This window comes from Arthrobacter sp. 2MCAF15 (genome assembly GCF_052115605.1).
Taxonomy (GTDB): Bacteria; Actinomycetota; Actinomycetes; order Actinomycetales; family Micrococcaceae; genus Arthrobacter.
On record NZ_JBFRGZ010000005.1, the window covers coordinates 151,720 to 173,194 of the forward strand.

Consider the following 21,475-nt stretch of genomic DNA (forward strand, 5'->3'; position numbering starts at 1 on the left):
GAAGCCGGAGTCGGCAGCTATCGGTGGGACAGCCGGCGCGCGGCGAAATTGCCCAGGGACTGGAACAGCTGCACCAGCAGGACCAGGAGGATGACGACGCCGAACATGTACTCGGGGCTGTACCGCTGGTAGCCGTAGCGGAACGCGACGTCCCCGAGGCCGCCGCCGCCCACTGCGCCCACCATGGCCGAGTAGCCGATGAGGCCGACCACGGTGGTGGACAGCCCGAGCGCCAAGGCCGGGACTGCCTCGGCAACCATGACCTTGGTCAGGATGGTCCACCGGGTGGCTCCGAGCGACTGGGCGGCTTCGACGAGTCCTACCGGTACTTCGCGGACCCCGATCTCCACCAGGCGGGCGAAGAAGGGAATGCCGGCGATGGTCAGCGGGACAATGGCAGCGGTGGGCCCGATAAAGGACCCGACCAGCAGGCGGGTGAAGGGAATGAGCAGGATCATGAGGATGATGAAGGGGACGGACCTGCCGATGTTCACCACCACGTCCAGCAGCCGGTTGACGAAGAATCCGAGCGCCCGGCTGCCGAAGAGCTTCGCCAGCAGGCCGCCGGACTCGGTGGTTACAAGCAGGACGCCGGCCGCGAGGCCGAAAACGACCGTGAACAGCAAGCTCAGGCCCACCGTGTAGAACGTCTCACCGGCGCCCTTGAGGATCGTGTCCAGCAGGTCCGACCAGAAATACGGGTCATTGCGGTCGATCACTTGACTACCTCCACGAAGAGTCCCTGGGAACGGAGATCGGCGACGGCGGCTGCCACGGTGCGCGCGTCACCGGGCAGTTCCAGCCGGGTGCGTCCTGTCTGGAGTCCGCGGACGGTTTCAACCGCCGCCCCCAGGATGCCGACGTCGATGCCGTGTTTGCGTGCAAGCCGGGCGATCACGGGCCGGTCGGCGGTGACGCCGCTGAAGGTGATGTCAACGACTGCGCTGGAGGTCGCCGGGACCTCGCCCATGGGGAACAGCGCCTGGCCCAACAGGGATTTCTCCGTGGCCAGCAGTTGTTCCACGGGACCCTGCTCGAGGATCCTGCCTCCGCTCATGACGGCAGCCGAGTCGCAGATCCGCTTGACCACGTCCATCTCGTGGGTGATGAGCAGTACGGTCAGTCCCAGGTCCCTGCTCAGGTTCCGAATGAGATCGAGAATCTGTGCCGTCGTCTCGGGATCCAGCGCCGAGGTCGCCTCGTCGCTCAGCAGCACCGAGGGGTTGGACGCCAGAGCGCGGGCGATTCCGACACGCTGTTTCTGCCCGCCGGACAACTGTGCGGGATACGCGGAGGCCTTGCCGTTCAGGCCCACAAGTTCGAGGATCTCCAGGGCCCGGGTGCGCCGGGCCGCACGCCCTGCGCCGGTGATCTCCAAAGAAAGTTCCACATTCGCCTGCACGGTCCTGCTGCTGAGCAGGTTGAAGTGCTGGAAGATCATGCCGATGTTGTGGCGTGCCGTGCGCAGCTCTGCGCCGGACAGGGTGGTCATCTCGCGGCCGTCGACGCTGACGCTTCCCGAATCGGGGAGCTCCAGGGAATTGATGGTGCGGATCAGTGTGCTCTTGCCGGCGCCGCTCTGGCCAACGACGCCGAATATCTCGCCTCGGGCGACGGACAGGGAGACGTCGTCAAGGGCACGGACCGCCGTCGTCCCCGAGCCGTAGCTCTTCGAGACCCGGCTGACGGAAATCATGGATAGGGCTCCCTGTGGTGGCTGGAATCGTCACGGAAGCGCTTCCGCAAAATTGGGTGCGGATATCGCCCGCATTCCGCCTTAAATTCTTCCAACATGGGGTTAGCGGCGCAAAATCCGAATATTCACCCTAGAATCACGCTCTTGTTCCGCGATAATTCATCCATTCCGAAGCGAAAGGCACGGAAGGGCCTGTGGTAACCCGGAGTGCCCGGCGAATCAGGTTTCCAGCCGGCGGCCGCAGCGGGGTGAGAGATTCCTCACAGGCGCCAGCCTGTGTCGTCCTGCAGGGAAGTCTGCGCTGGCGGCCCCGCTGGTAACCTGAACATCGGTGTTTGAGTAGTCGGAAAGGCGGGTCGGGCCTGTGCCGGAAGTCCAGAAGGGGCGCGTCAAGCGTGCGGACGCTGTCCGGAACAAGGACGTCATCATTGACGCCGCACTGACCTGCCTGGGTGAGAATCCAGGGGCCAGCATGGCTGAGATTGCCCGGGTTGCGGGGGTGGGCAGGGTGACCCTCTACGGACACTTCGCGGACAGGCGTGAGCTGGTTGTTGCTGTTTTTGCCGTGACTATGGACCGCGCCGAGGCCGAACTCGCCGCGGTGGACATCGGGCAGGACGCTTGGGGCTGCCTGCTGGAACTCATCCAGTCGTCCTGGCGGGTCCTCCAACAATTCAACTCGCTTTTGGCGGCGGCCGATCGATACTTGACGGCGGAGGAAATCAGGGGGTACCACGACAAGCCACTGGCGCGGGTAGTTTCCGTGCTTGAAAAGGGCAGGATCGAGGGGATCTTCCGCACCGATCATTCCCTCGCGTGGCAGGCGGCCTGCTTCTACGCCATCCTCCACGGCGCGGCGGCTGAAATTCGGGGAGGGCGACTGGACGAGGTCGCGGCAGCAAAGGTCCTTCCGTCTACCATCCGTGCCCTCTTAGCCCAGCCCGGCCCGCCTGCGGATCCGGCCCCGCACTAGGGGAGTTTCGGGCTGAACTGGCGCAGGAATTGGCTGATCTTCGCAGCCATGGCCTTGGACTGCGTCCAATGCAGGTAATGCTCGCCCTGAAGGACAACCAGCTCGCAGTGTCTTACATTGGCCAATTGCCGTTCGTGCAATACGTACCAGTCCGGCTGCTGGTTCATTGTGTCTTGGGACAGGAATTCGAGTACCGGAAGGGTGTCCGAGTAGCGGACGTCCTGGAGTTTGGCGGCGTTCTCGCCCATCCGCAGTGTTTCGTCAATGACGGCTTGGTTGCCGAAGTTCCAGCTGGTCATTTGACGCATTTGCTGGCGTTCAGCAGTCGTGAAGCCGTCGCCCCCAGGCTCCCCAAAACCCAGCGCGGTGGCCCAGCGGACCAGGCCTGCCGTGGAAGGTGTGTGCGCCCACCAGTAGTCCGCTGCCGGCATCTCATTGGGGCCGGGAGTTGCGCCCGTGGACCTCTGGCGGGTCGGGACGGTGGGGTCGATGCCGATAACCGCGGAGACCTCGGCGGGATATTTGTTCGCGTAGTACAGCGTGGAAAAGCCGCCAATCGAGTGGCCCGCGAGGACGTAAGGCGCGCTGATGCCGAGCTTTGACAGCACTTCATGAAGTTCTTCGGCGATGTTTTCCACGGTCCGCGGCCGGGCTGCCATGTCGCTGTAGCCGTAGCCGAATCCCTCAACAACCACGGTTCGGAAGCCGCGCAACTCCCGGACCAGCGGTGCGAAATCGAGCGCCGGGGCCGGGGTGCCGAGCCCGCTGAGCAGCACGATCGTAGGACCGGCGCTGCCGGTTCGACTGACGTTGACGGTGCCCTCGCGGATGGAGACCCTCTCGCCGTAGGCGACCGAGTTGGACTTTTCGTGCCATTCCAACAGGAGATTGGCCGACGTCGAGGCGACAAGTAGGCAGGCCACGATCATAGCCACCACCACTGCCGCGCGGAGGGCCCGTTTCCACGGGTTCTTGCGGTGCGGCCTGGCCGCCGCTGAGGTGGCGTGGCGGGGGTGGCGCAGCAGCATGGCAGGACTCCAGTCAGAAGGGGGCGACGTATGCGGTGCGACGTCTCCGCGCTGGGACCGGGCTGGGCAGGCACTTTGGATAATCAATTGAAAGTATACAGTGCTGTTTGAGATAAATCTCTGGCAATCTTTGCCCCAGCTTTTTGCAACCGTCGCCCACTAGGGTTTGCGGGATGAACCCGCGAGGCATAAGGAAAATCGCTTCCACCGTCACCGCCCTCCTAGCACAACTGCTCACCGTGGGCTGGTTGGCGGCGGGACTCGCGGCGCCGGCCCACGCCGCGGGTGCCACATACTTTGTCAGTGCCTCTGGGAGCGACACCAATTCGGGAACCTCGAGCGCCGCACCGTGGAAGTCACTGGCAAAGGTCAACTCGACAGTCCTCCAGCCCGGAGACACCGTGAGTTTCCGCCGGGGAGACACCTGGACCGGAGGTGTTGTGACCACCCAGAGCGGGACTGATGCCGCGCCCATTACCCTGAACGGCTACGGGAGCGGCAGTGCCCCGACCATAACGGGCGGGAAGTCAGGGAACTGTATCCGGATCAACGGCAACTTCACCACGGTTGACGGACTGCGCGGCGTCTCCTGCGGCTATGCGGGCATCAGCGTCACGGGGGACCGCAACACGGTCCGGAACTCCAGCGCCTCCAACAATGCCGTGGGCATCAAGGCGGGAACCGGGTCCGACTTCGGAAAATACACCGGCAACATACTCACAAACAACAACGTCATGAACGTCCTGACGCAGGGCACAAACTGCGGAACACCCCAAGCAGTGAACTGCAATGACGACTCCGGGGCATCCGGCGTGCTGGTCAACGGCAACGACAACGAATTCTCCGGCAACACCGTCAGCGGCTCCACCGCTTTTTCCTACGATTACAACCGCGACGGCGGTTCTTTCGAAATCTACAACGGTAACCGCAACTACATTCATCACAACGTGGCCCTGGACAACAACAATTTCTCCGAGATCGGCAAGTCTTCCGGAACTGCCGATGGCAACACCTACCGCTACAACCTGGTCCGGTCCACCTGTGGCGCCAACTGCGCGCAGGCCAAGGGCTTGATCGCCCGCGGACCGGGGACCTCGTTCGGACCCACGAACGGCACTGTTTTCGAGTTCAACACCATCTACCTGAACGGGCCGCAGTCCCAGGCCATCGTCTGCCATGCGAGCTGCCCGTCATCAACCGTGATCCGCGCCAACATCCTGGCAGGTGTCAAGAACTCCTTGTGGATCAACGGTTCCGGCTGGACCGAAAAGCAGAACGTCCTCAACGGTCCAGTCAATTTCGTGCCGAACAGTACGTCCACCACTGCGTCCGCACGCTTCGTGAACGCCCCGGCCGACCTCCACGTGACCGGCACCAGCCCGGCCATCGACCGCGCCGGAACCAGCCCTTCCGTCGTCGACCTCGCCGGACTGGCCGTGCCCCAGGACGGCGACTGCAACGGCACGGCCGCCGCCGATTCGGGGGCCTACGAGTTCGACTCGCCCAACTGTTGACCACTCCCGCAGACACCAGCCTCAGCGGCTGCCGGGATGCCGGATCGGTCCGCCAAGCAGCAGGGCCAGGAAGCCCCGGTCGTTGAGGAGCCGCTCAAGCTCTGCCTCATCCAATTCGCCGGTCCCCATCCCGCGGAACACCCGGACGATGCCAACGCCCGAGACCAGGTTCATCAGCCGCCGCGGCCGAGACCTCGCTGCTAAGTCCCGCCGGCTGGACGCTCGGCCCTATCCGCCGGAACGGCCTCCGTGCAAGCATGGGGCTCACCGAACATGAAGAGCTCACCGAATATGTACGGCCCACCGAATATGCACAGGGAGGGACTTGATGAAATCCAATGAACTGCTGCTCGACTCCTTCGGCAGGATCCATGAGTGCGTTGCCGCTGCCCTGGCGGGGGTAGACGACGCCGCGCTGAGGCGCCGGCCGGCAGGCAACGGGAACTCGATGGCCTGGCTCCTCTGGCACCTGGGCCGGGTCGAGGACGCGCAGGTGGCCTCCGCTGCAGGCCTGGACCAGGTCTGGACCTCGCAGGGGTTCGCCGGCCGGTTCGATCTGCCGCTGCCCCAACGCGACACCGGCTACGGCCATACGAGCCGCCAGGTCGATGCGGTGCAGGCACCGGCGGAGCTGTTGCTCGAATACTACGACGCCGTTCACCGGCAGACTGTGGAATTTCTGAAGACCCTCGGCGGCGACGACCTCGACCGCATCGTCGACACCCGCTGGGACCCGCCCGTCACGCTCGGGGTGCGGCTGGTCAGCATCATTGCCGATTGCCTCCAGCACGTAGGGCAGGCGGCGTACGCGAAGGGCCTGGACTCCGCGCGTTCAAAAGTCTAGGAAGCAAAAGCCATGCAAGCCTCCGACATCCGCCGGCTCTTCCCGGGGCTCAAGGACATCATCTATCTGAACACCGCGACAATGAACGTTGGCTCGGCCCCGGCACGGGAGGCCTACAAACTGGCGGTCGAGCGCTGGTCCGCCGGCCGGTTCGATTGGATGGAAGCCGAGCGGGCAGGGGAGGAGGCCCGCGCCATATTCGCGGAGATCGTCGGCGCCACCGCCGCAGAGATCGCAATCGTTCCGGCAGTGAGCACGGCCGCCGGGATCGTCGCCGCCAACCTGCCGCCCGCGAAGCACGGCGAAAACGTCGTGATCGCCGGGAACGAATTCGCCTCGAACTACTACCCGTGGCTGCTGCTCCGGGGCCGCGGCTACGAGGTCCGCACACTGGCTCCCGACGGCGACGGAACTGTTGACACCGAGGCTTTCGGCCGGGCAGCCGACGGCGGCACCCGCCTGATCGCCGTCAGCGCGGTACATTCGGCCAACGGCTACCGGGCCGGCCTCGCCGCGCTCAGCGGGGTCGCTGCCCGCTCCGGTGCCTGGTTCTTCGTCGATGCCTGCCAGGCGGCCGGCGCGGTGCCGCTGGATGTTGTGCGCGACGGCGTGGACTTCCTGGCCGCCGCGAGCCACAAGTTCCTGCTCGGTTCGAGGGGCATGGGCTATCTGTACGTCCGCAGCGGGCTGCTTGACCGACTCCAGCCCGTCGGCCCGGGCTGGAAGGCTGCACGCACCCCGGCCGAGAGTTTCTACGGACCGGCCATGGACCTCTCGCCCACGGCTTCGAAGCTCGATGCCTCGCTGGCATGGTTTCCTGCCCTGGCAGAGCAGGCGGCCCTCGGCATTTTCCGCCGTTTCGGCATTACTGCCTTGCTTGACCGCAACGCCCGGCTCGCCCTTCGCCTGCAGGACGCCCTGGCGGCGGAGGGCTCCGGCTTCCGCCCGTTCGCCGCCGATCACCGATCGACCATCATCTCCGTGCCCGTGAGAGACACCGAGGCAGTCATGGCCCGGTTCCGCAAGGCGAACGTCGTGTCGTCAGTCCGCGAGGGCAGGATCCGGCTGGCCGTCCACTTCTACAATCTGGACGAGGAGATCGACCACGTGGCCGGGCTCATCGGTCCGGGTGATCGGAAGCGCCTGCACCTCGACCTATTCCGCAGATCCTGGACTCACGGCGTGAGCGGGCCGCGAAGCAGGCGACGGGCGGCGGCGTCGTCGCCTTCAATGACAGCAATCTCCTCGAGGCTGGACCGTCCCCAAAGACCCAGATACATGCCGTGCAGCGGGGCGGTAATGGATGCCACCGCGGGACCCGGGCCGACGGTCCAGCCGGCAGCCCCCGGCACCTGGAAGATCACGCCCTGGTCTGGGTGCGGCATCCGCCCCAGAAGTTGGCGGGGAGTGAACATGGCCAGGACCTCGTCCACGCCGTCGAGCATGAAGTCCTCATCAAGAGGCGGGATCTCCAGACCGAGCGCCTGGCAGGCGTCGACCAGGTGGATGGCGTGTTCGTGGGCCTGGCGTCGAAGCCAGAATCCCGCCTTGCGCGGTGGCGGACCAAAGTTCCAACAGTCCTGCTCCGGATCCAGCGCCGTCATCGTCCCGAGGAAGGGCGCCGTCCCGTCGAGAAACCAGGCCGCGGCGTCGACGGCGGGTGGAGGGGTTTCCTCGACGAAGGTGCCCCGACTGACCACCGCGGCCGCCCACCGCTCGATGGAGCCGAGGTGCCCGAATAGTTGCTCGAGAGTCCAGCCGGGGCACGCCGGAACGGCGCGGGAAAGCAGGCCAGCCGGCTGCCGGGCGAGCGAGCTGAGTTGGTCCAGGGATCCGGCCAGTTCGGCCAGGTAGCGATCGGGCGACATGGGACGAGCCTAGCGCGGCGGCTGAGGCGAGGGCACGCGAGGGCGCTCCCGGCCCGGGGCGCCCTCCGGGGGCGGGCGCGGGGGCTCAGTCGCGGACCTCCGCAAGCATTGGGCTTTGAGCGAGGCCAGCTGGCCGTGGTACCGGGGCGCGCTGGGCGAGATTGCTGTGGGCCGGATTCTGGCAGGGCTCGGGCCCGAGTGGCTCGTGTTGCATGCCGTCCCGGTCGGCTCAGGCTGGTCGGATATCGATCATGTGCTGGTCGGTCCTGCCGGCGTCTTCACCATCAACACCAAGAACCATGCCGGCCAATCGATCTGGGTGGCCGAGCAAACCCTGATGGTGTCGGGAAACAAACACCGCCACCCCTACAACTCGGCGCGCGAAGCCGCCCGGGCCTCGACGTTGCTCAGCACGGCAGCGGGTGCGGCGGTGGACGTAACCGGCATCGTGGTGATCGTTGACCCGCGACGGCTCACGATCAGGGACAAGCCGAGCCAAGTAATCGTCCTGAGCGATCTGCAGCTCCTGAGCTTCCTGCAGAGGCGCCAGGCCGTGCTGAACGCGGAACAGGTCCAACGCGCCGCCGCGGCCGCCGTGAACGCCCGGACCTGGCACACGAAGCCGACGCCGCCACACAATGCGGACGAACTCATGAGGAACTTCGCAGCCCTCCGGTGCCTGGTGGATGAGGCACGACGGCGACGGCTGTCCTGGGTGCTGGGTGTCCCCGCGGTTGGCTTTTCGGTGCTGGCCGCTACGGGTCCGCTGGGCGCAGCTGTCCTGCACGCATTGATGAACCGGTAGGCGAGACCCACTAGCGGCGGGCGCACGCCGCCGTCTCGAAACAACCCACCGGACCGGAACGCTGAGACGCTTCCGCCTACCCTCTTCGTCCCCGTTGGGAACGCTCGAAACACCCCGGCAATTGCTCACGCCTGCGCCCGGAGCGGCCTCTGCCGGCGTTGCCTGACAACCATGCGCATGGCCCCAGACCGCGGGTCTCCGCCCTGAGTTTTCCCGGGGCAGGTAGGAAGCCGCGACAGCCCACGAGGCGATCAAGTAGTGCCAGCAAAAAGACGGGAATCGCGCCCAAAAACTCGAGTAGCGACCACTCGCGCGCCCACAAATCCCCGCTCCTAGGCTCCTGATTACTGGGTTAATAAAGTCAATGTAATGATCAGGAACAGGTCTCAGCCATGCGTGATCAAACAGATTCTCGGGTGTTTTCTGGCCAATTTAAGGGCCGTCCTCGCGGTGGACGTCAGGGTGGGGCGCCACATCCGCGGAAACATCGGGCGGCCACGAAATTCGCAGCATGGTCCCTGCCACGCGCATCGTCCCGGGGCGCGTGGGCGTCTCTGCTATCGGCGTCGCTCGCACTTGCTGGGCTGACCCTTAGCGGGCCCGCGGTCGCGGATGTGGCGACCGTCGCCTACGATTCACTGCGGACGGGCTGGGACAAGAACGAACCAGGGCTCTCGCCGTCGGCTGTCGCCTCTTCGAACTTCGGCAAACTGTTCTCTGCAACCGTGGACGGACAGGTCTACGCCCAGCCGCTCGTAGTAGGCGGTACTGTGATTGCCGCGACGGAAAACAATGCAGTGTACGGGCTGGATAGCGAGACGGGCGCGGCGAAGTGGACGCGCCAGCTCGGGCCGGCCTGGCCGGCGTCGACCGTTAATTGCGGTGATCTCACGCCCAATATCGGAATTACTTCCACTCCCGTCTACGACCCGGCCACTAAGAGCATCTTCCTGCTGGCTAAGACGAATGACGGAGCCAGCAAGTATTTTCCGCACTGGTACATGCACTCCTTGGACGTTGCGACCGGCGCGGAGAAGCCCGGGTTCCCTGTCACAATCCAAGGCGCCCCGACAAATGATCCCACCCGCCCGTTCAACCCAATGACGGCGATGCAGCGCCCAGGGCTGCTGCTCCTTGACGGCGTGGTCTACGCAGGATTCGCCAGCCATTGCGACTACACCCCCTTCGTCGGCTATGTCGTCGGCGTATCGACCGCCGGCCGGCAGACGACGATGTGGGCCACTGAATCAGGCAACGCCAACGCGGAAGGCGGCGTCTGGCAGTCCGGCGGAGGACTGGTGTCCGACGGTGCCGGTCAGATCTTGCTGGCGACGGGGAACGGCATCTCCCCGAATCCTGGCCCGGGCTCGAAGCCTCCCACTACCCTGGCCGAAGCCGTGGTCAGGCTCCGCGTGGGCAGCGACGGCAACCTGAAGCCAACCGACTTTTTCAGCCCGGCGGACAACGCCCGGCTGAACCGAAACGACGCTGACCTGGGAGCCGGCGCCCCCCTCGCCATCCCGGATGGCTATGGCACAGCGAAGCACCCCCATCTGTTGGCGCAAGTGGGGAAGGACGGCCGCGTCTACCTGTTGGATCGGGACAACCTGGGCGGCATGGCGCAGGGGGCCGGTGGAACTGATGCCGTCCTCGACAAAGCCGGTCCGTACAACGGAGTGTGGGGCAAGCCCGCGTTCTTCGGGAGCAGCAACGGTGGTTACATCTATGTCGTAGAGAGCAATGGATACCTTCGCGCATTCAAGTTGGTGACGAGCGCGGCGGGCGGCGTCAGCCTCGCCGCCGTCGGGACCTCCGCCGGCACGTTCGGGTTCAGCTCCGGTTCGCCGGTGGTGACTTCCTCCGGCAATGACGGGTCCTCCGCCCTTGTCTGGGTGGTCTATGTCAGCGGAGGAACCGGGGCCGGTGCGGAATTGCGGGCATACAAGGCGCTTCCGGACGGCACTGGCCAGCTCAAAGAGGTCTTCAGCGCCCCGTTGGGGATCGGCGCCAAGTTCTCCTCGGTGGCAACTGAGAAAGGCCGTGTGTACGTCGGTACCCGAGACGGGCACGTGGTAGGGTTCGGCGCCCCGACAACAGCAGCGGTAGGGGCGACGGACACTGACCTGGGCAACGCCAAGGTGGGTACCCCTGCAGCCGGAACTGTTACGGTCACCGCGTCCCGGACCGTGACGATTAGTTCCATCACAACAACTGCACCGTTCAAGGTTGGAACCTCTCTGACGTTGCCTCGGAAGGTGGCTAAGGGAGGAAATCTCGCAGTTCCGGTGACGTTTTCGCCCACGTCCGCGGGACAGATCGATGGCACACTGATCGTCAAGACAGCGGACGGCGAGACCGTCCTCCTCGGCGTCCATGGTGTAGGGACGAAAGACGGCCTGGGCGCTACCCCGGCGTTGGCCCAGTTCACCGACGTGCCGACGAAAACCACCAGCCGGTTGACCGTCAACATCGTCAACACCGGCACAGCGCCCGTCAAGATCACTGGCGTCACCTTGCCGGCCAACGCGGCGCTGAAAGTGGATGCAGGCACGGCGCCAGTTGTGGGGCAGACGATTCAACCCCTCGCGTCAGTGCCGGTGTCCCTGACCTTCAGCCCCACCACGGCGACGCCGGTGGCCGACTCGCTGGTCGTCGTCAGCGACCGCGGCGGGGTGACCGTAAAGATAACCGCGACCGCCATCTCCGGTACAGCGCACCTGGAGTTGCCGGGCTCGCTGGACTTCGGTGACGTCCCCACCGGGACATCGGCCACCAGGGTTTTCCCGATCAAGAACACCGGCAACGTCCCGATGACCATCACGAAGGCGAAAGCGCCGCAGGGTGTCTTCTCCACTACAACGCCCATCTCCGAGGGCCTGAAAATTCCCGGCGGTGAAACCGCATACCAGACCGTGACCTTCGCGCCCACGGCCACAGGGCAAGCCGGCACGAAGGAGACCTTTTACCTCATTACAGCGGACGACGGCCAGACCGCTCAGAAGGTCATGCTCACCGGGAACGGAACTGACGACCCCATCGCTGCCTACGGGTGGAAGATCAACGCAGGCCGCCCCGGGTCGAGCCTTGGCCGGTCGCTGACCGCGGAGTACGCCGTAGCGGGAGGAAAGTGCCAAGACTACGTCAGAGGAGTGATCTGCTGGTCAGCCAAAACAGGCGCGCATGCGGTGCTCGGTGAGATCAACAAACGCTACAAGGCCGCCGGCGGTCCGGCCGGCATCCTGGGCTTCCCTACTTCCGATGAGAAACCATCGCCGGACAAAGTGGGGCTGTACAACCACTTCGCCGGTTCGGGCGGGTCTTCGATCTACTACTCCCCGACAACCGGAGCGCACTATGTTGTGGGTGCGATCCGGTCGAAATGGATGGCACTCGGCGCGGAAACAGGGCCGCTAGGCTATCCGATCAACGACGAAAAGCAGTCCCCGGACGGCGTGGGGCGGTATAACCACTTCTCCGGTGCAGGAGGTGCGTCGATTTACTGGTCAACCAAAACCGGGGCGCACTCGGTGACAGGTGCGGTACGAGCCAAGTGGGCGTCACTGGGCTGGGAGACCGGGCTTGGCTATCCGACCTCTGACACGAATGCATCGGCGGACAAGGTGGGGCAGTACAACCATTTCGCCGGTTCGGGTAGAAGCTCGATTGTCTGGTCGCCGAAGACCGGGGCGCACGTTGTCCAAGGTGCAATCCGTGCCAAATGGATGGCAATGGGCGCGGAGACTGGCGCGCTGCGATATCCGATCACGGACGAGAAGGGAACACCGGACAAGGTGGGGCGGTACAACCACTTCTCTGGTTCTAACGGGTCGTCGATTTACTACTCGCCAGCTACCGGGGCGCATCCGGTAACAGGTGCGATCCGGTCTAAGTGGGCGTCACTCGGCTGGGAGACGAGCCGGTTGGGCTATCCCACGAGCGACTCGTACGCGGTTTCCGTGGGCCGGGCAACGGATTTCCAGCACGGGCGGCTGACTTGGAACGCGACGACCAAGAGAATTTCCGGATAGCCGAAACCCTAAAGGAGCCGCATGCGGAGTACGCGCGTGCGGCTCCTTGCTGGCTTGCCGAAAGACTTGGGCCGGATTTAGCTGGCGCTCTGGGGTCGAGTGCTGCCGTGATGGACCTGGCCTCAGCGCAGGTACCTTGTGGACTCTTGCCGGAAATCTGACTTCGGAGGAGGATGATCGGCACCGGAGGAGGCCCTTCATGACCGAGCTTGGCAAGTTTGAGAAGTATCTGATTGAGGAGTTCTTCGACGACTACCGCTCCGGCGATATGAGTCACCGGGCATTCACGCGGCGGGTGGCGTTCATCATGGGCAGCATGACGGCGGCATCGGCAGCCATGCTCCTGGTTGGCTGCACGGCCGAGGAAGTTCCCCGCAGCACTGATCCCATGCCGACGCCGACGCCGACGTCGTCGGGTTCCGGTGGTGCGTCCGCTGGGGCAGTACCTGGAGCCAAGAGCCCGTTGTCCGTCCCGGAGGGCGCGGCAGGACTCTCGACGGCGACCGTGCAGTTTGCTTCGGGTGGCACAAATATCAGTGGTTATCTCGCCCGGCCGGAGGCGGGTCAGGCCGGGCCGGCCGTGCTGGTCTGCCATGAGAACCGCGGGCTGACACCCCATATCCAGGATGTGGCGCGCCGCTTCGCCAAAGCAGGCTACGCGGCACTGGCCCTGGACCTGCTGAGCCGCGAAGGCGGTACCGCGGGCATGGACCCCGACGCCGTGCCGGGGGCGCTCACGCAGGCCGGTGCCCAGCGGCACGTCTCCGACTTCGCCGCCGGTTTCGACTATCTGAACTCCCAGGACTTCGTTGACCCCGGGCGGATCGCCATGAACGGCTTCTGCTTCGGCGGTGGCATCACTTGGCAGTCGGCGACGGCGATCCCTGGCCTGAGGGCGACGTCAGCGTTTTATGGGCCAGCACCTGATCTGGACAAGATCTCGGCCATCAAGGCGGCCGTGTTCGGTGTCTACGCCGAACTGGACCAGCGGATCACCGGCGCCATGCCGGCCTTCCGGGATGCTTTGGACAAGACGGATGTCCGCCACGAACTCAAGGTCTATCCCGGCGTGGACCACGCCTTCCACAATGACACTGGGCCTCGTTACAACCAGGAGCAGGCGACGGCGGCGTGGAACGACACGCTCGCCTGGTTCGGCAAGTATGTGTGAAGGCAAGTCTGCGTGAAGCATGGCCCGGACATGTCCCGACCGGATGGAGACGCGATGTTCGCAATCCGCAGGACCGCGGCGTTGAGCGCTGCAGGCGCCTTGGCCCTTGCCGGGTGTGGTGCCGCACCAGTGTCCAGGGAACGGGCGCCGGCGATAGACCGTGCGGCCGCCGTCTCCGCCGGGACGCAGGCCGCCGGTTCAGACGGGACGCAGGCCGCCGTCGCCCGCGGATGGGGCCCCGTGGTGGCGGGGGACGAATTCGATTACGCCGGGCCACCTGACCCTGCGAAATGGAAGGTCTTCAAGGGTCCGGGGCACGCGGGAAAGGGGATCCGGAGTCCGGATGCGCTGGTTGTAGGCGGCGGCATCTTGACGGTCAGCGGCGACGCCGCGGGCACCACCGGCGGAATGTCCGCCAGGTTTGCCCAACAGCGGTACGGCCGCTGGGAGGCCAGGATGAAAATTGGCCAGCGGGATCTGCAATATCACCCTGTCCTGATCCTGTGGCCGAACAACAACATCTCGTCCACGTGCGCCGAGATTGACTACGCCGAGGGCAGCGCCAACACCGCCCAAATCAAGTTCTTCCTGCACTACGCCTGCGGTGGCCCGAACTTTCAGACCACCTCGGCCAAGACAATCGACACCACGCAGTGGCACAACTATGCCGTGGAGTGGACTCCCGCCGGGATCACGGGATACGTCGACGGTTCATTGTGGTTTGCGGACACGAACCCGGCACATCAGCCTACGGTCGGGATGCACCAAACGGTGCAACTTGACTGGTTCCCCAACGGGACCCCTACCAAACCCAGCCAGATGCAGGTTGACTGGATCCGCGTCTATCAGTGAGCCGGGCGCTTACTCGCCCGAGGCCCAGTCGCGCTGGACCGGTACGGCGTCGTCCGGCGTTCCCACAAACAGCCCACTCAGGGCTTTCAACGCCGTGAGGTGTTCCATCAGGGCCAGTTCCGGGCGTCCGGGATGCGCAGCCATATGCTGGCGAAGCAGCTCCCGGGCCCGGTCGTGTTCCGGGGCGGTGTCGGCGAGGACGGCATCGATGATCCTGGCGGCCTGATGTTGGATTCCGGCGGCAGAAGCGGCATGCTCCGCACCGGATCTCAGTCCGTCTGGATCCTGTTCTTCGGGGCGTCCGGGTGTGGACGAGGGCTCCACCGACATGGCTATTCCTTTGTTCATCGTTCCGGCTGAGCCCGGAACCGGCCTGCCGCCTTCCCCCCATCCCGGGTCAGGGACCCGGATCCAAAGACGGACCACCGAGACAAACGATACAACGACGCCGGGCGGGCAACCTTAACATGAGCGAAGTTTTCGCCAAGGTGATGCACAAGTCGGGGTTTGGACCAACCGAGGCAGCACGTGGATTGGTCATCTCCCCGAAAAGACCCGGAAATACTTGCCGGGTAGCCTCGCACCAAGGAAGCCGTTCGAAAGGTAGTGCGTCATGCGTGTTGGACTGATCCGGGTGATGACGACGTCGGACCGACGCCTGCTCCACGCCCACGGGAAACTCCTGCAGGAGGCATTCGGATTTACCGTCACCTCCCGCTGCATTCCGGACCAGCCGTCCGGAGTCTACGACCAGGCGTCGCTGGAATCTGCGGCACCGAAAGTAGTCCAGCTGGCCCGGGAAATGGCCGGGGCCGCCGACGCCCTGATTGTCAGCTGTGCGTCCGACCCCGGGCTGGCCGCCGCCAGGGCGGCCGTGGATATCCCGGTCATCGGGGCGGGCTCCGCTGCCGCGGCCGCCGCACTGACCTTTGGCGGACGGATCGGTGTCCTGGGACTCGGCGCCCATGTGCCGGGCCCCATCTCGGACGCGCTGGGTGACCGCATGCTGCTCATAGACGGGGCCGGGCGCGTTGAAACACCCGACGAGTTCCTCATGCCGGCCGGGATCTTTGACGCACTCGCCGCTGCCCACATGCTGGTTGATGCCGGCGCCGACGTCATAGTGCAGGCCAGTACTGGCCTGAGCAGCATCGGCATGGCGGACGTGCTCCGCCGCCGGCTGGGGGTTCCGGTCATCGACGCCGTGACGGCAGCCGGTTCCATGCTGGTCGCGGCGGTGGTTGCCCGGGAGCTGCAGGCGGTTTGAGTTTGGCTGCCGACGGTGCGCCGTCGGCCAGGAACAAGACAGCCCCGCGCCCTTTTGGGGTGCGGGGCTGTCGGGTTGCTCGAGCCGGTCCTACTTGTAGACGCGGACCCAATCGACCTGCATCTGTGAAGGCTTGGTGGCCGATCCGTCAGGGAACCAGTCCAGCTGCAACGTCTGGTGCATGCCCACGGAGGGCAGGTGCGCGGGGTTCGTGTCGGAGAAGGTCTTCACGCCGTCGATGTAGCCGGTGATGCCCGACGGGGTCCACTCCACGGCGTAGTTGTGCCACTGCGTGGTGTCGATCGTCTTGGCCGCGGTGGTCTGGAAGTTCGAGCCGCCGCAGGCGTAGTGCAGGAAGAACTTCATCTGCGCGGTGTTGGTGCTGCCCTCGGCGTAATCAATCTCGGCGCAGTTGGGGGACGTGTTGTTGTTCGGCCACAGGATCAGCACGGGGTGGTACTTCGGGTCCCGGGCGCTGGTCCGCATGCGCGTCTCCCACTTGCCGTATTTCTGCTGTGCAAACTTCGCCGACATGCCGCCAGTGGTGCCGGCCGAGTCGCCGCTGACCGTGGCCACGCCATTGGCAACCGACCACGCCTGCGGGCTACGTGCGCCCTTGCCTGAATGACCGGACCCCTTGAAGACGCTCCACTTCGTGGAATCTGGGGCGCCGGCCTTGGTGAACTCGTCGCCCGCAACAACCGCACCCCAGCCGCGCGCCGTGGCCGCCTGCGAGCCATCGCCTGTCGCGGCGACGGCAGCCTGGGCAGCAACCGGAGCGGGGGCAGCAACCGGCGCCGCGGCCGGAGCGGGCTTCGCGGTCGACGTCGACCCCGCAGCGGGTGCCGCCTGGACGCCAGCGCCGACGGTCGGAGCTTCCGGTGCCGCGGGCGCGACGGCGGCCTCCGCTGCCGCTTCAACTCCGGCAGCCGCCGGTGCGGCTGAGGCGCTGCTGACGGGTTTGGCGGCAGACCGCGTCGCCGCCACCTGGGGGCTGGTGGCCGCCGAGGACGTGGAAGCGGCGGCGTGGCCCGAAGGCTCGGTAGCCGGGGAAGCGGCTGCGGCTCCGGCCGTGGGCGCGGCGCTGCACCCGGTCAGGGACAGCGCACCCAAGGTCAGCGCAATGGCGACCTTGTTGAGCTGCTGGTTCTTGGGCTGTGCTTTTTTGAACGGTGTTTGCTTAAACAACGGACCCCTCCGGGCTTGGTGACTGGCACACACAACCGTCGCAGCCAGGGCGTCGGCGAGTGCTGGAAGCTTCATCCGGCCCGTGCCTCAAGGGCATGGGCGAGCAGACGCCGAACGGCGCAACCGGGGCCGGCATACGGGCGTCCGGGGGCCCTGCATTCGGGCCGGGCCTTCACGGCCAGTCGCTTACGTTACCGGAACGTTACCTAGGTCCGCAAACCTCCCAACCACCTCACGGCACGGGGACGCCCGGCCGCCTTCTGCATGCTGCCGGCGCCCCCGGCCCCCGCCGCTACAAACCGCCGCTACAGACAGCTGGGCTGATATGCCGGGTTGCCCGGGTGGCCGGCCGGCTGCCCAAGTGCGTCGGAGACGAGGCGCTGGGTGACCGGGTCGTTGGGGGCCTGGTCATGGTCAATTACGTCGGCCGGGCACTTATCCTGGATCGTGATGTTGGTAACCCGCCCGGCAGGGCCGGTGAGGAATTGGCTGGAGTACGGGGTCACCACCTCGTCGTGCGTCGTGGAGATTACCGTATACGCGGGACCGGGAACCGTGTCGCCAATGGAGTTGAGCTTGGTGAGGAATGGTGAACCTGCCTGCTGGTCGGCGCAGGCCTGGCAATTGGACCCTCCCACTGAAGTCGCCGGCGGAACGTCGCCCGGCGCGGGGGTGATCAGCCCGCGGGTGCCGTGGTTGGACGGCGCGATGCCCACGAGGTGGTTCACCTTGCCAGCGCCGGCAAGGAATCCAAGGTAGTAGCGCGGCATCATGCCGCCCTGGCTGTGGCCCACGAGATCAACCTTGGCCGCACCCGTCGAGGCCAGCACCTTATCGACGAACGGGGCGAGCTGCCGGGCCGAGTCTGCGACCGGCCCGGTGGCGTCGATGCCGTTGGTGGCGCCGTAGTTCAGAGCGTAAACGCAGTAGCCCTGGTTCTTGAGCGCCGGCGAAATCGTGGCCCAGTTTTTTGCCATGCTCTCAAAGGTCCCCGGTACCAGGATTACCGGGTAGGGGTGGGCTGCCGAGGGCTTGCAGGTCCAGTCGTTGGCGCCCGGTGGCGAAACGTCGCTGGTAGCGGCCTGGGCTGCCGGCATGCCCATCAGGGCTGCGGAAACCAGTGCCAGGGTTGTGGTTGCCAGCGCGGCGAGTGCTGCGGGCGTTCTGGGGTAGGACACGGAGTACCTCTTCGGTTGGACGCGTCATCAGTGACGGTCTGTGTGATGGGAAGCGAGGTAGGGGATCAGCCCCCGCAGTGATCCGGCTCACTTCTATCACTTCATGCTAGGAAGGGCGTTCCGCAGATATCGCTACATTGCACGTTCGTGCAGGCTTTTAGGGCGGGAGTGCTGCCTGTGGGGCTAAATGGTCAGACTGCTGCACAATTGTGCATAGCTACGGCGCGGCGGGCGTGCAGCCTGCGGCCGCCCTTGCTCGCTTCACTCTCCAGGCGGGAAATCGTAGGAGGCCTGGATCTTCGCCGGCGCGGTGCCGTAGGACAGGACGATCTCGTCGTGCGCCCTCAGAGGCAGGTCCCGGATCCCGGCGTTGTACTTCTCGCCGTTCACGTAGAGGGTCCAGCCGTCCAGCGGACCCGTTCCGGTGCCCGGGGCGCCGCTGCCACCGAGGACACCCCATTCCGTCAGGAGCTGCCCGAGGCTGAAGACCTGGCCCGCGGTGGGGGATTCGATGTGCACCACGCCTGTGGTGTCGTGGGTGTGCAGCGCCGAGATGCCGTTGGCCCTGTGGTCGGGTCCCGCCGTTATGCCGATATTGGCCGGCACCGCGACAGGCTTGCCGTCTTTCAGCACGTCCAGATGCGCGTGATAGTGGTCCACGTTGCCCTCCGCCGTCAGCACCGCGAGACCGGCCTGGGCGATCCGACCCGGCGCCCCCGCGATGTCCAACGCAAAATCCGGGGCCGGCGCCGCGGATGTCGCGGGAGACTCAGACGGCGGTGCGGTAGAGGGTGCAGTAGACGGCCCGGGGCCTGCGCACGCTGCCACCGCCAGCGTCATGGCGGAAAGTGCGGCGGCGAGTGTCAGTTTGGTGTGCATGGTTGCGTGAACCGCTTTCGATCGGAGACTTGCCATATCAGTCTAGGCAGATAAGCTCGGCCGGCCGATCAAGGCGAAGATGCCCCGCGTTTCCACCCCGAGCCGCTAGGGGAAAGAATGGACACGTGAGTGATGCTGGCGAATTCATTGACCTCGCACTGCAGCGGGAGGGCTCCTGGCGCCGTGCCGACGAGCTGCAGTCCCGGCTGGAACAGGAGCCGGGAGGCCGGGGACTCCGGTACTACGGTGCTTCCGTGGGTGCCGTGCGCGGGACCGTTCGGGATGCCGGCCGCCGCTATCCCGGGCTGTCCCGCGATGAGATCGCTGCGCTGAGCTCCGAGCTGTGGGGCGCGCAGCTGTCGACGGCGCCGGTTTTCGAGCGCCGCCTGGCCGCCGTGGTGCTGCTGCAGGCCAATGTGAAGCTGCTGACCAATACCGACCTCACCCGGCTGGAGGGCTTCATCCGGGAGGCGCGGCTGCGGGACCTCGTGGATCCGCTCGCCGTCGACGTCGTCGGGCCCCTGGTGGACGGGCTCGACGTCCTGGCCAGGGTGCGGGCCGACAGCGTGCTGGACCGGTGGGTGCGCGAGCCCGATGCCTGGCTGCGCCGGGCCGCGCTGCTCTCGCCGTTGCTGGCGCTGCGCTCCGGGGCGGGGGACTGGGACCGGTTCATCCGTCACGCCACCGCGGTGCTCGGCGAGCCTTCCGGGAAGTTCGACGCCGACGCCGACGCAGACGACGGTGCGGTCCGGGAAGCGGTGTTCCGCGTCCGCGCCGAGATGGCCAAGAGGCGACCCGAGCTGCAATTCACAGCCGTGGGGTGACCCCCAGAACCCTCCGTCCGGCACGGCCGGAGGGTGCCGTCTGGCAGGCGCCCCAGCCCGTCGCCTTGTTCAGTCTTTCGGCCCTCCCGGTCCGCTCGGTCCGCTCGGTCCGCTTGGTCCTACGGCGCTGCCGGTATCGCCGGACCTGCCGCCGGCCTTTGCGGGCAGCGAGAAACCCCTGGCGGCCCGTGATCCGGCGACGGCGCTCGCGGCTATGGTGACCAGCGCGCCCACCAGCAGGGCCGCGGCCTCGCCCGGGAGCAGGACCTGGAGTTGCGTCCCGATGCTCGCCGCCGCGGCAGGTATGCCGAGTTGGGCCGCCGACAGCACTCCGAGGGGCAACGGGAGCCCCAGTACCACCAGGGCGGCGTGCGTCAACAGGGCGCCGACGCCCAGCGCCACACCGAGGGCGATCATGTCCGGATGTCCGGCCAGGTCCTTAAGGGTCAGTGATGCGCCCAGCCAGACGAAGAACACCGGACCCAGGAAGCCGTCGCTGAGGGCGAACAGTTGCCGGGCCAGCCGCCTCGGTTCCCCGACGGCGGCCACCGCCAGGCCGAGGGAAAAGCCTGCCAACATCACGGACACGTTGCTCCACGTCGCGACCGCGGCCAGGGCGAAGAGAACCACCAGCTGGATCCGCAGCTCGAGGGCAAACTTGCGGCTTTCGGAAAGTCGGTGCATGCGCCCGTTGATTCCCCTGCGATCGAGCCAGCGCAGTACGACAAAGAGAACCACCGCGCAGCCGGTCACCGTGAGCACGCCCAGCGCCGCCCGGAGCGCGTGCGGCGGGTCCACCATGAGCGGCAGCGCCACTATGCAGGCTACGTCCGCGATGGCCACTTGCGCAGTCATGGAGATGACGTGGGGTCCGCCGAGGCGGAGGGAATCGATGATCGGCAGGACCAGCGCGGCTGAGGAGGATGCCAGAAGCACTGCGTAGAGGGGAGCATGTCCAGTCCCAAAGAGCAGGCCTATGCCGGTTCCGACCGCCACCGCTGCCGCCGCGCACGCAGCGGCGCGGCGGGAACCACTGCCGAGGGCGGAGCGGATCTGCGGATCCCGCACGGGAACATGGGTTCCGGCCACAAACATCATTAGCGCAAACCCGATATTGGCCAGCAGGCTGAACGTCGGGTCCGCCGGATCAACCAGGGCCAGGCCCGAGCGCCCGATCACGATGCCGGCCAGCAGCTCTCCCAGCACCACGGGCAACCGCCAGCGCACCGGCAGCGCCAGAAGCGGGCCGGCCAGTGCGACGACGGCGATCAGCGCCAGGGACAGGAACGTCACGGCTCGCCCCGCCGGACCTGCCCGGGGCCCACCGGGGCAGCAGGCTCGGCCTGGATGGTGGCGTCCG

Annotated in this window: 19 protein-coding genes and 1 pseudogene; 10 read left to right on the forward strand and 10 right to left on the reverse strand. The window is 66.0% G+C overall.

What is annotated here, in order from left to right; genetic code table 11:
- Positions 1 to 17 precede the first annotated feature (17 nt).
- Positions 18 to 719, reverse strand: coding sequence for a methionine ABC transporter permease (locus AB4089_RS08340; protein ID WP_390205968.1), 702 nt, complete (start codon positions 717 to 719; stop codon positions 18 to 20).
- Positions 716 to 1,696, reverse strand: a complete 981-nt coding sequence (locus AB4089_RS08345; protein ID WP_441408816.1) for a methionine ABC transporter ATP-binding protein — start codon at positions 1,694 to 1,696, stop codon at positions 716 to 718. Before AB4089_RS08345 ends, AB4089_RS08340 begins: the two co-directional genes overlap by 4 nt.
- A gap of 364 nt (positions 1,697 to 2,060) precedes the next feature.
- Here AB4089_RS08345 and AB4089_RS08350 point away from each other — a divergent pair, with 364 nt between their 5' ends.
- Positions 2,061 to 2,669 (forward strand): TetR/AcrR family transcriptional regulator, encoded by a 609-nt coding sequence (locus AB4089_RS08350; protein WP_441408817.1) that lies wholly within the window; start codon positions 2,061 to 2,063, stop codon positions 2,667 to 2,669.
- On the opposite strand, the gene AB4089_RS08355 is transcribed toward AB4089_RS08350, so the two are convergent.
- Complete coding sequence (locus tag AB4089_RS08355) at positions 2,666 to 3,697, reverse strand: alpha/beta fold hydrolase (RefSeq protein ID WP_441408818.1); 1,032 nt, start codon at positions 3,695 to 3,697, stop codon at positions 2,666 to 2,668. The two genes, AB4089_RS08350 and AB4089_RS08355, sit on opposite strands and share 4 nt — an antisense overlap.
- A gap of 173 nt (positions 3,698 to 3,870) precedes the next feature.
- Between AB4089_RS08355 and AB4089_RS08360 the strand changes: the two genes are divergently transcribed.
- Positions 3,871 to 5,211, forward strand: a complete 1,341-nt coding sequence (locus AB4089_RS08360; RefSeq protein WP_441408819.1) for a hypothetical protein — start codon at positions 3,871 to 3,873, stop codon at positions 5,209 to 5,211.
- A 21-nt stretch (positions 5,212 to 5,232) separates the two neighbouring features.
- Here AB4089_RS08360 and AB4089_RS08365 read toward each other — a convergent pair whose 3' ends face one another.
- Positions 5,233 to 5,385: a hypothetical protein gene (locus AB4089_RS08365; protein ID WP_441408820.1), complete on the reverse strand. Its 153-nt coding sequence runs from the start codon at positions 5,383 to 5,385 to the stop codon at positions 5,233 to 5,235.
- A 154-nt stretch (positions 5,386 to 5,539) separates the two neighbouring features.
- On the opposite strand from AB4089_RS08365, the gene AB4089_RS08370 reads away from it, so the two are divergent.
- The gene (locus AB4089_RS08370) at positions 5,540 to 6,055 is read left to right on the forward strand and encodes a mycothiol transferase (RefSeq protein ID WP_441408821.1); all 516 of its coding nucleotides are present in this window, start codon (positions 5,540 to 5,542) and stop codon (positions 6,053 to 6,055) included.
- Positions 6,056 to 6,214: 159 nt separating this feature from the next.
- Positions 6,215 to 7,048 (forward strand): annotated as a pseudogene (locus tag AB4089_RS08375) (aminotransferase class V-fold PLP-dependent enzyme); the annotation flags it as partial.
- Positions 7,049 to 7,230: 182 nt separating this feature from the next.
- On the opposite strand, the gene AB4089_RS08380 reads toward AB4089_RS08375, so the two are convergent.
- Positions 7,231 to 7,923, reverse strand: coding sequence for a maleylpyruvate isomerase family mycothiol-dependent enzyme (locus AB4089_RS08380; RefSeq protein ID WP_441408883.1), 693 nt, complete (start codon positions 7,921 to 7,923; stop codon positions 7,231 to 7,233).
- 115 nt (positions 7,924 to 8,038) lie between these two features.
- Here AB4089_RS08380 and AB4089_RS08385 point away from each other — a divergent pair, with 115 nt between their 5' ends.
- The 4 genes from AB4089_RS08385 to AB4089_RS08400 all read left to right on the forward strand — a co-directional run bounded on the left by AB4089_RS08385 (position 8,039) and on the right by AB4089_RS08400 (position 14,779).
- Entirely contained in the window at positions 8,039 to 8,728 is a 690-nt protein-coding gene (locus AB4089_RS08385) for a nuclease-related domain-containing protein (RefSeq protein ID WP_441408822.1), read from the forward strand.
- Positions 8,729 to 9,342: 614 nt separating this feature from the next.
- Entirely contained in the window at positions 9,343 to 12,756 is a 3,414-nt protein-coding gene (locus tag AB4089_RS08390) for a choice-of-anchor D domain-containing protein (protein ID WP_441408823.1), read from the forward strand.
- Between the two features lie 199 nt (positions 12,757 to 12,955).
- Positions 12,956 to 13,927 carry a dienelactone hydrolase family protein gene (locus AB4089_RS08395; RefSeq protein ID WP_441408824.1) on the forward strand — a complete coding sequence of 324 codons (972 nt, stop codon included), beginning with the start codon at positions 12,956 to 12,958 and terminating at the stop codon, positions 13,925 to 13,927.
- 54 nt (positions 13,928 to 13,981) lie between these two features.
- Complete coding sequence (locus AB4089_RS08400) at positions 13,982 to 14,779, forward strand: glycoside hydrolase family 16 protein (RefSeq protein ID WP_441408825.1); 798 nt, start codon at positions 13,982 to 13,984, stop codon at positions 14,777 to 14,779.
- A gap of 9 nt (positions 14,780 to 14,788) precedes the next feature.
- Here AB4089_RS08400 and AB4089_RS08405 read toward each other — a convergent pair whose 3' ends face one another.
- On the reverse strand, positions 14,789 to 15,109 hold the full coding sequence (locus AB4089_RS08405; protein WP_441408826.1) for a hypothetical protein: 321 nt from the start codon (positions 15,107 to 15,109) through the stop codon (positions 14,789 to 14,791).
- Between the two features lie 283 nt (positions 15,110 to 15,392).
- On the opposite strand from AB4089_RS08405, the gene AB4089_RS08410 reads away from it, so the two are divergent.
- The gene (locus AB4089_RS08410) at positions 15,393 to 16,046 is read left to right on the forward strand and encodes an aspartate/glutamate racemase family protein (RefSeq protein ID WP_441408827.1); all 654 of its coding nucleotides are present in this window, start codon (positions 15,393 to 15,395) and stop codon (positions 16,044 to 16,046) included.
- 90 nt (positions 16,047 to 16,136) lie between these two features.
- Here AB4089_RS08410 and AB4089_RS08415 read toward each other — a convergent pair whose 3' ends face one another.
- The 3 genes from AB4089_RS08415 to AB4089_RS08425 form a co-directional block, all read right to left on the reverse strand.
- Positions 16,137 to 17,234, reverse strand: coding sequence for a glycoside hydrolase family 16 protein (locus AB4089_RS08415; RefSeq protein ID WP_441408828.1), 1,098 nt, complete (start codon positions 17,232 to 17,234; stop codon positions 16,137 to 16,139).
- 305 nt (positions 17,235 to 17,539) lie between these two features.
- Positions 17,540 to 18,337, reverse strand: coding sequence for an esterase/lipase family protein (locus AB4089_RS08420; protein ID WP_441408884.1), 798 nt, complete (start codon positions 18,335 to 18,337; stop codon positions 17,540 to 17,542).
- A 336-nt stretch (positions 18,338 to 18,673) separates the two neighbouring features.
- Positions 18,674 to 19,291, reverse strand: a complete 618-nt coding sequence (locus tag AB4089_RS08425; protein WP_441408829.1) for a DUF4430 domain-containing protein — start codon at positions 19,289 to 19,291, stop codon at positions 18,674 to 18,676.
- A gap of 125 nt (positions 19,292 to 19,416) precedes the next feature.
- Between AB4089_RS08425 and AB4089_RS08430 the strand changes: the two genes are divergently transcribed.
- On the forward strand, positions 19,417 to 20,115 hold the full coding sequence (locus AB4089_RS08430) for a DNA alkylation repair protein (protein WP_441408830.1): 699 nt from the start codon (positions 19,417 to 19,419) through the stop codon (positions 20,113 to 20,115).
- Between the two features lie 69 nt (positions 20,116 to 20,184).
- Here the strand turns inward: AB4089_RS08430 and AB4089_RS08435 are convergent, their stop codons facing one another.
- Positions 20,185 to 21,408, reverse strand: coding sequence for a cation:proton antiporter (locus tag AB4089_RS08435; protein WP_441408831.1), 1,224 nt, complete (start codon positions 21,406 to 21,408; stop codon positions 20,185 to 20,187).
- Positions 21,409 to 21,475 lie beyond the last annotated feature (67 nt).

What these genes read in the sequence shown, in the direction of transcription:
- AB4089_RS08345 (WP_441408816.1), bottom strand. Translation starts at nt 1,696, where the DNA reads ATGATTTCCGTCAGCCGGGTCTCGAAGAGCTACGGCTCGGGGACGACG.
- AB4089_RS08355 (WP_441408818.1), bottom strand. Translation starts at nt 3,697, where the DNA reads ATGCTGCTGCGCCACCCCCGCCACGCCACCTCAGCGGCGGCCAGGCCG.
- AB4089_RS08360 (WP_441408819.1), top strand. Translation starts at nt 3,871, where the DNA reads ATGAACCCGCGAGGCATAAGGAAAATCGCTTCCACCGTCACCGCCCTC.
- AB4089_RS08365 (WP_441408820.1), bottom strand. Translation starts at nt 5,385, where the DNA reads ATGAACCTGGTCTCGGGCGTTGGCATCGTCCGGGTGTTCCGCGGGATG.
- AB4089_RS08370 (WP_441408821.1), top strand. Translation starts at nt 5,540, where the DNA reads ATGAAATCCAATGAACTGCTGCTCGACTCCTTCGGCAGGATCCATGAG.
- AB4089_RS08380 (WP_441408883.1), bottom strand. Translation starts at nt 7,923, where the DNA reads ATGTCGCCCGATCGCTACCTGGCCGAACTGGCCGGATCCCTGGACCAA.
- AB4089_RS08395 (WP_441408824.1), top strand. Translation starts at nt 12,956, where the DNA reads ATGACCGAGCTTGGCAAGTTTGAGAAGTATCTGATTGAGGAGTTCTTC.
- AB4089_RS08400 (WP_441408825.1), top strand. Translation starts at nt 13,982, where the DNA reads ATGTTCGCAATCCGCAGGACCGCGGCGTTGAGCGCTGCAGGCGCCTTG.
- AB4089_RS08405 (WP_441408826.1), bottom strand. Translation starts at nt 15,109, where the DNA reads ATGTCGGTGGAGCCCTCGTCCACACCCGGACGCCCCGAAGAACAGGAT.
- AB4089_RS08410 (WP_441408827.1), top strand. Translation starts at nt 15,393, where the DNA reads ATGCGTGTTGGACTGATCCGGGTGATGACGACGTCGGACCGACGCCTG.
- AB4089_RS08420 (WP_441408884.1), bottom strand. Translation starts at nt 18,337, where the DNA reads ATGGGCATGCCGGCAGCCCAGGCCGCTACCAGCGACGTTTCGCCACCG.
- AB4089_RS08425 (WP_441408829.1), bottom strand. Translation starts at nt 19,291, where the DNA reads ATGCACACCAAACTGACACTCGCCGCCGCACTTTCCGCCATGACGCTG.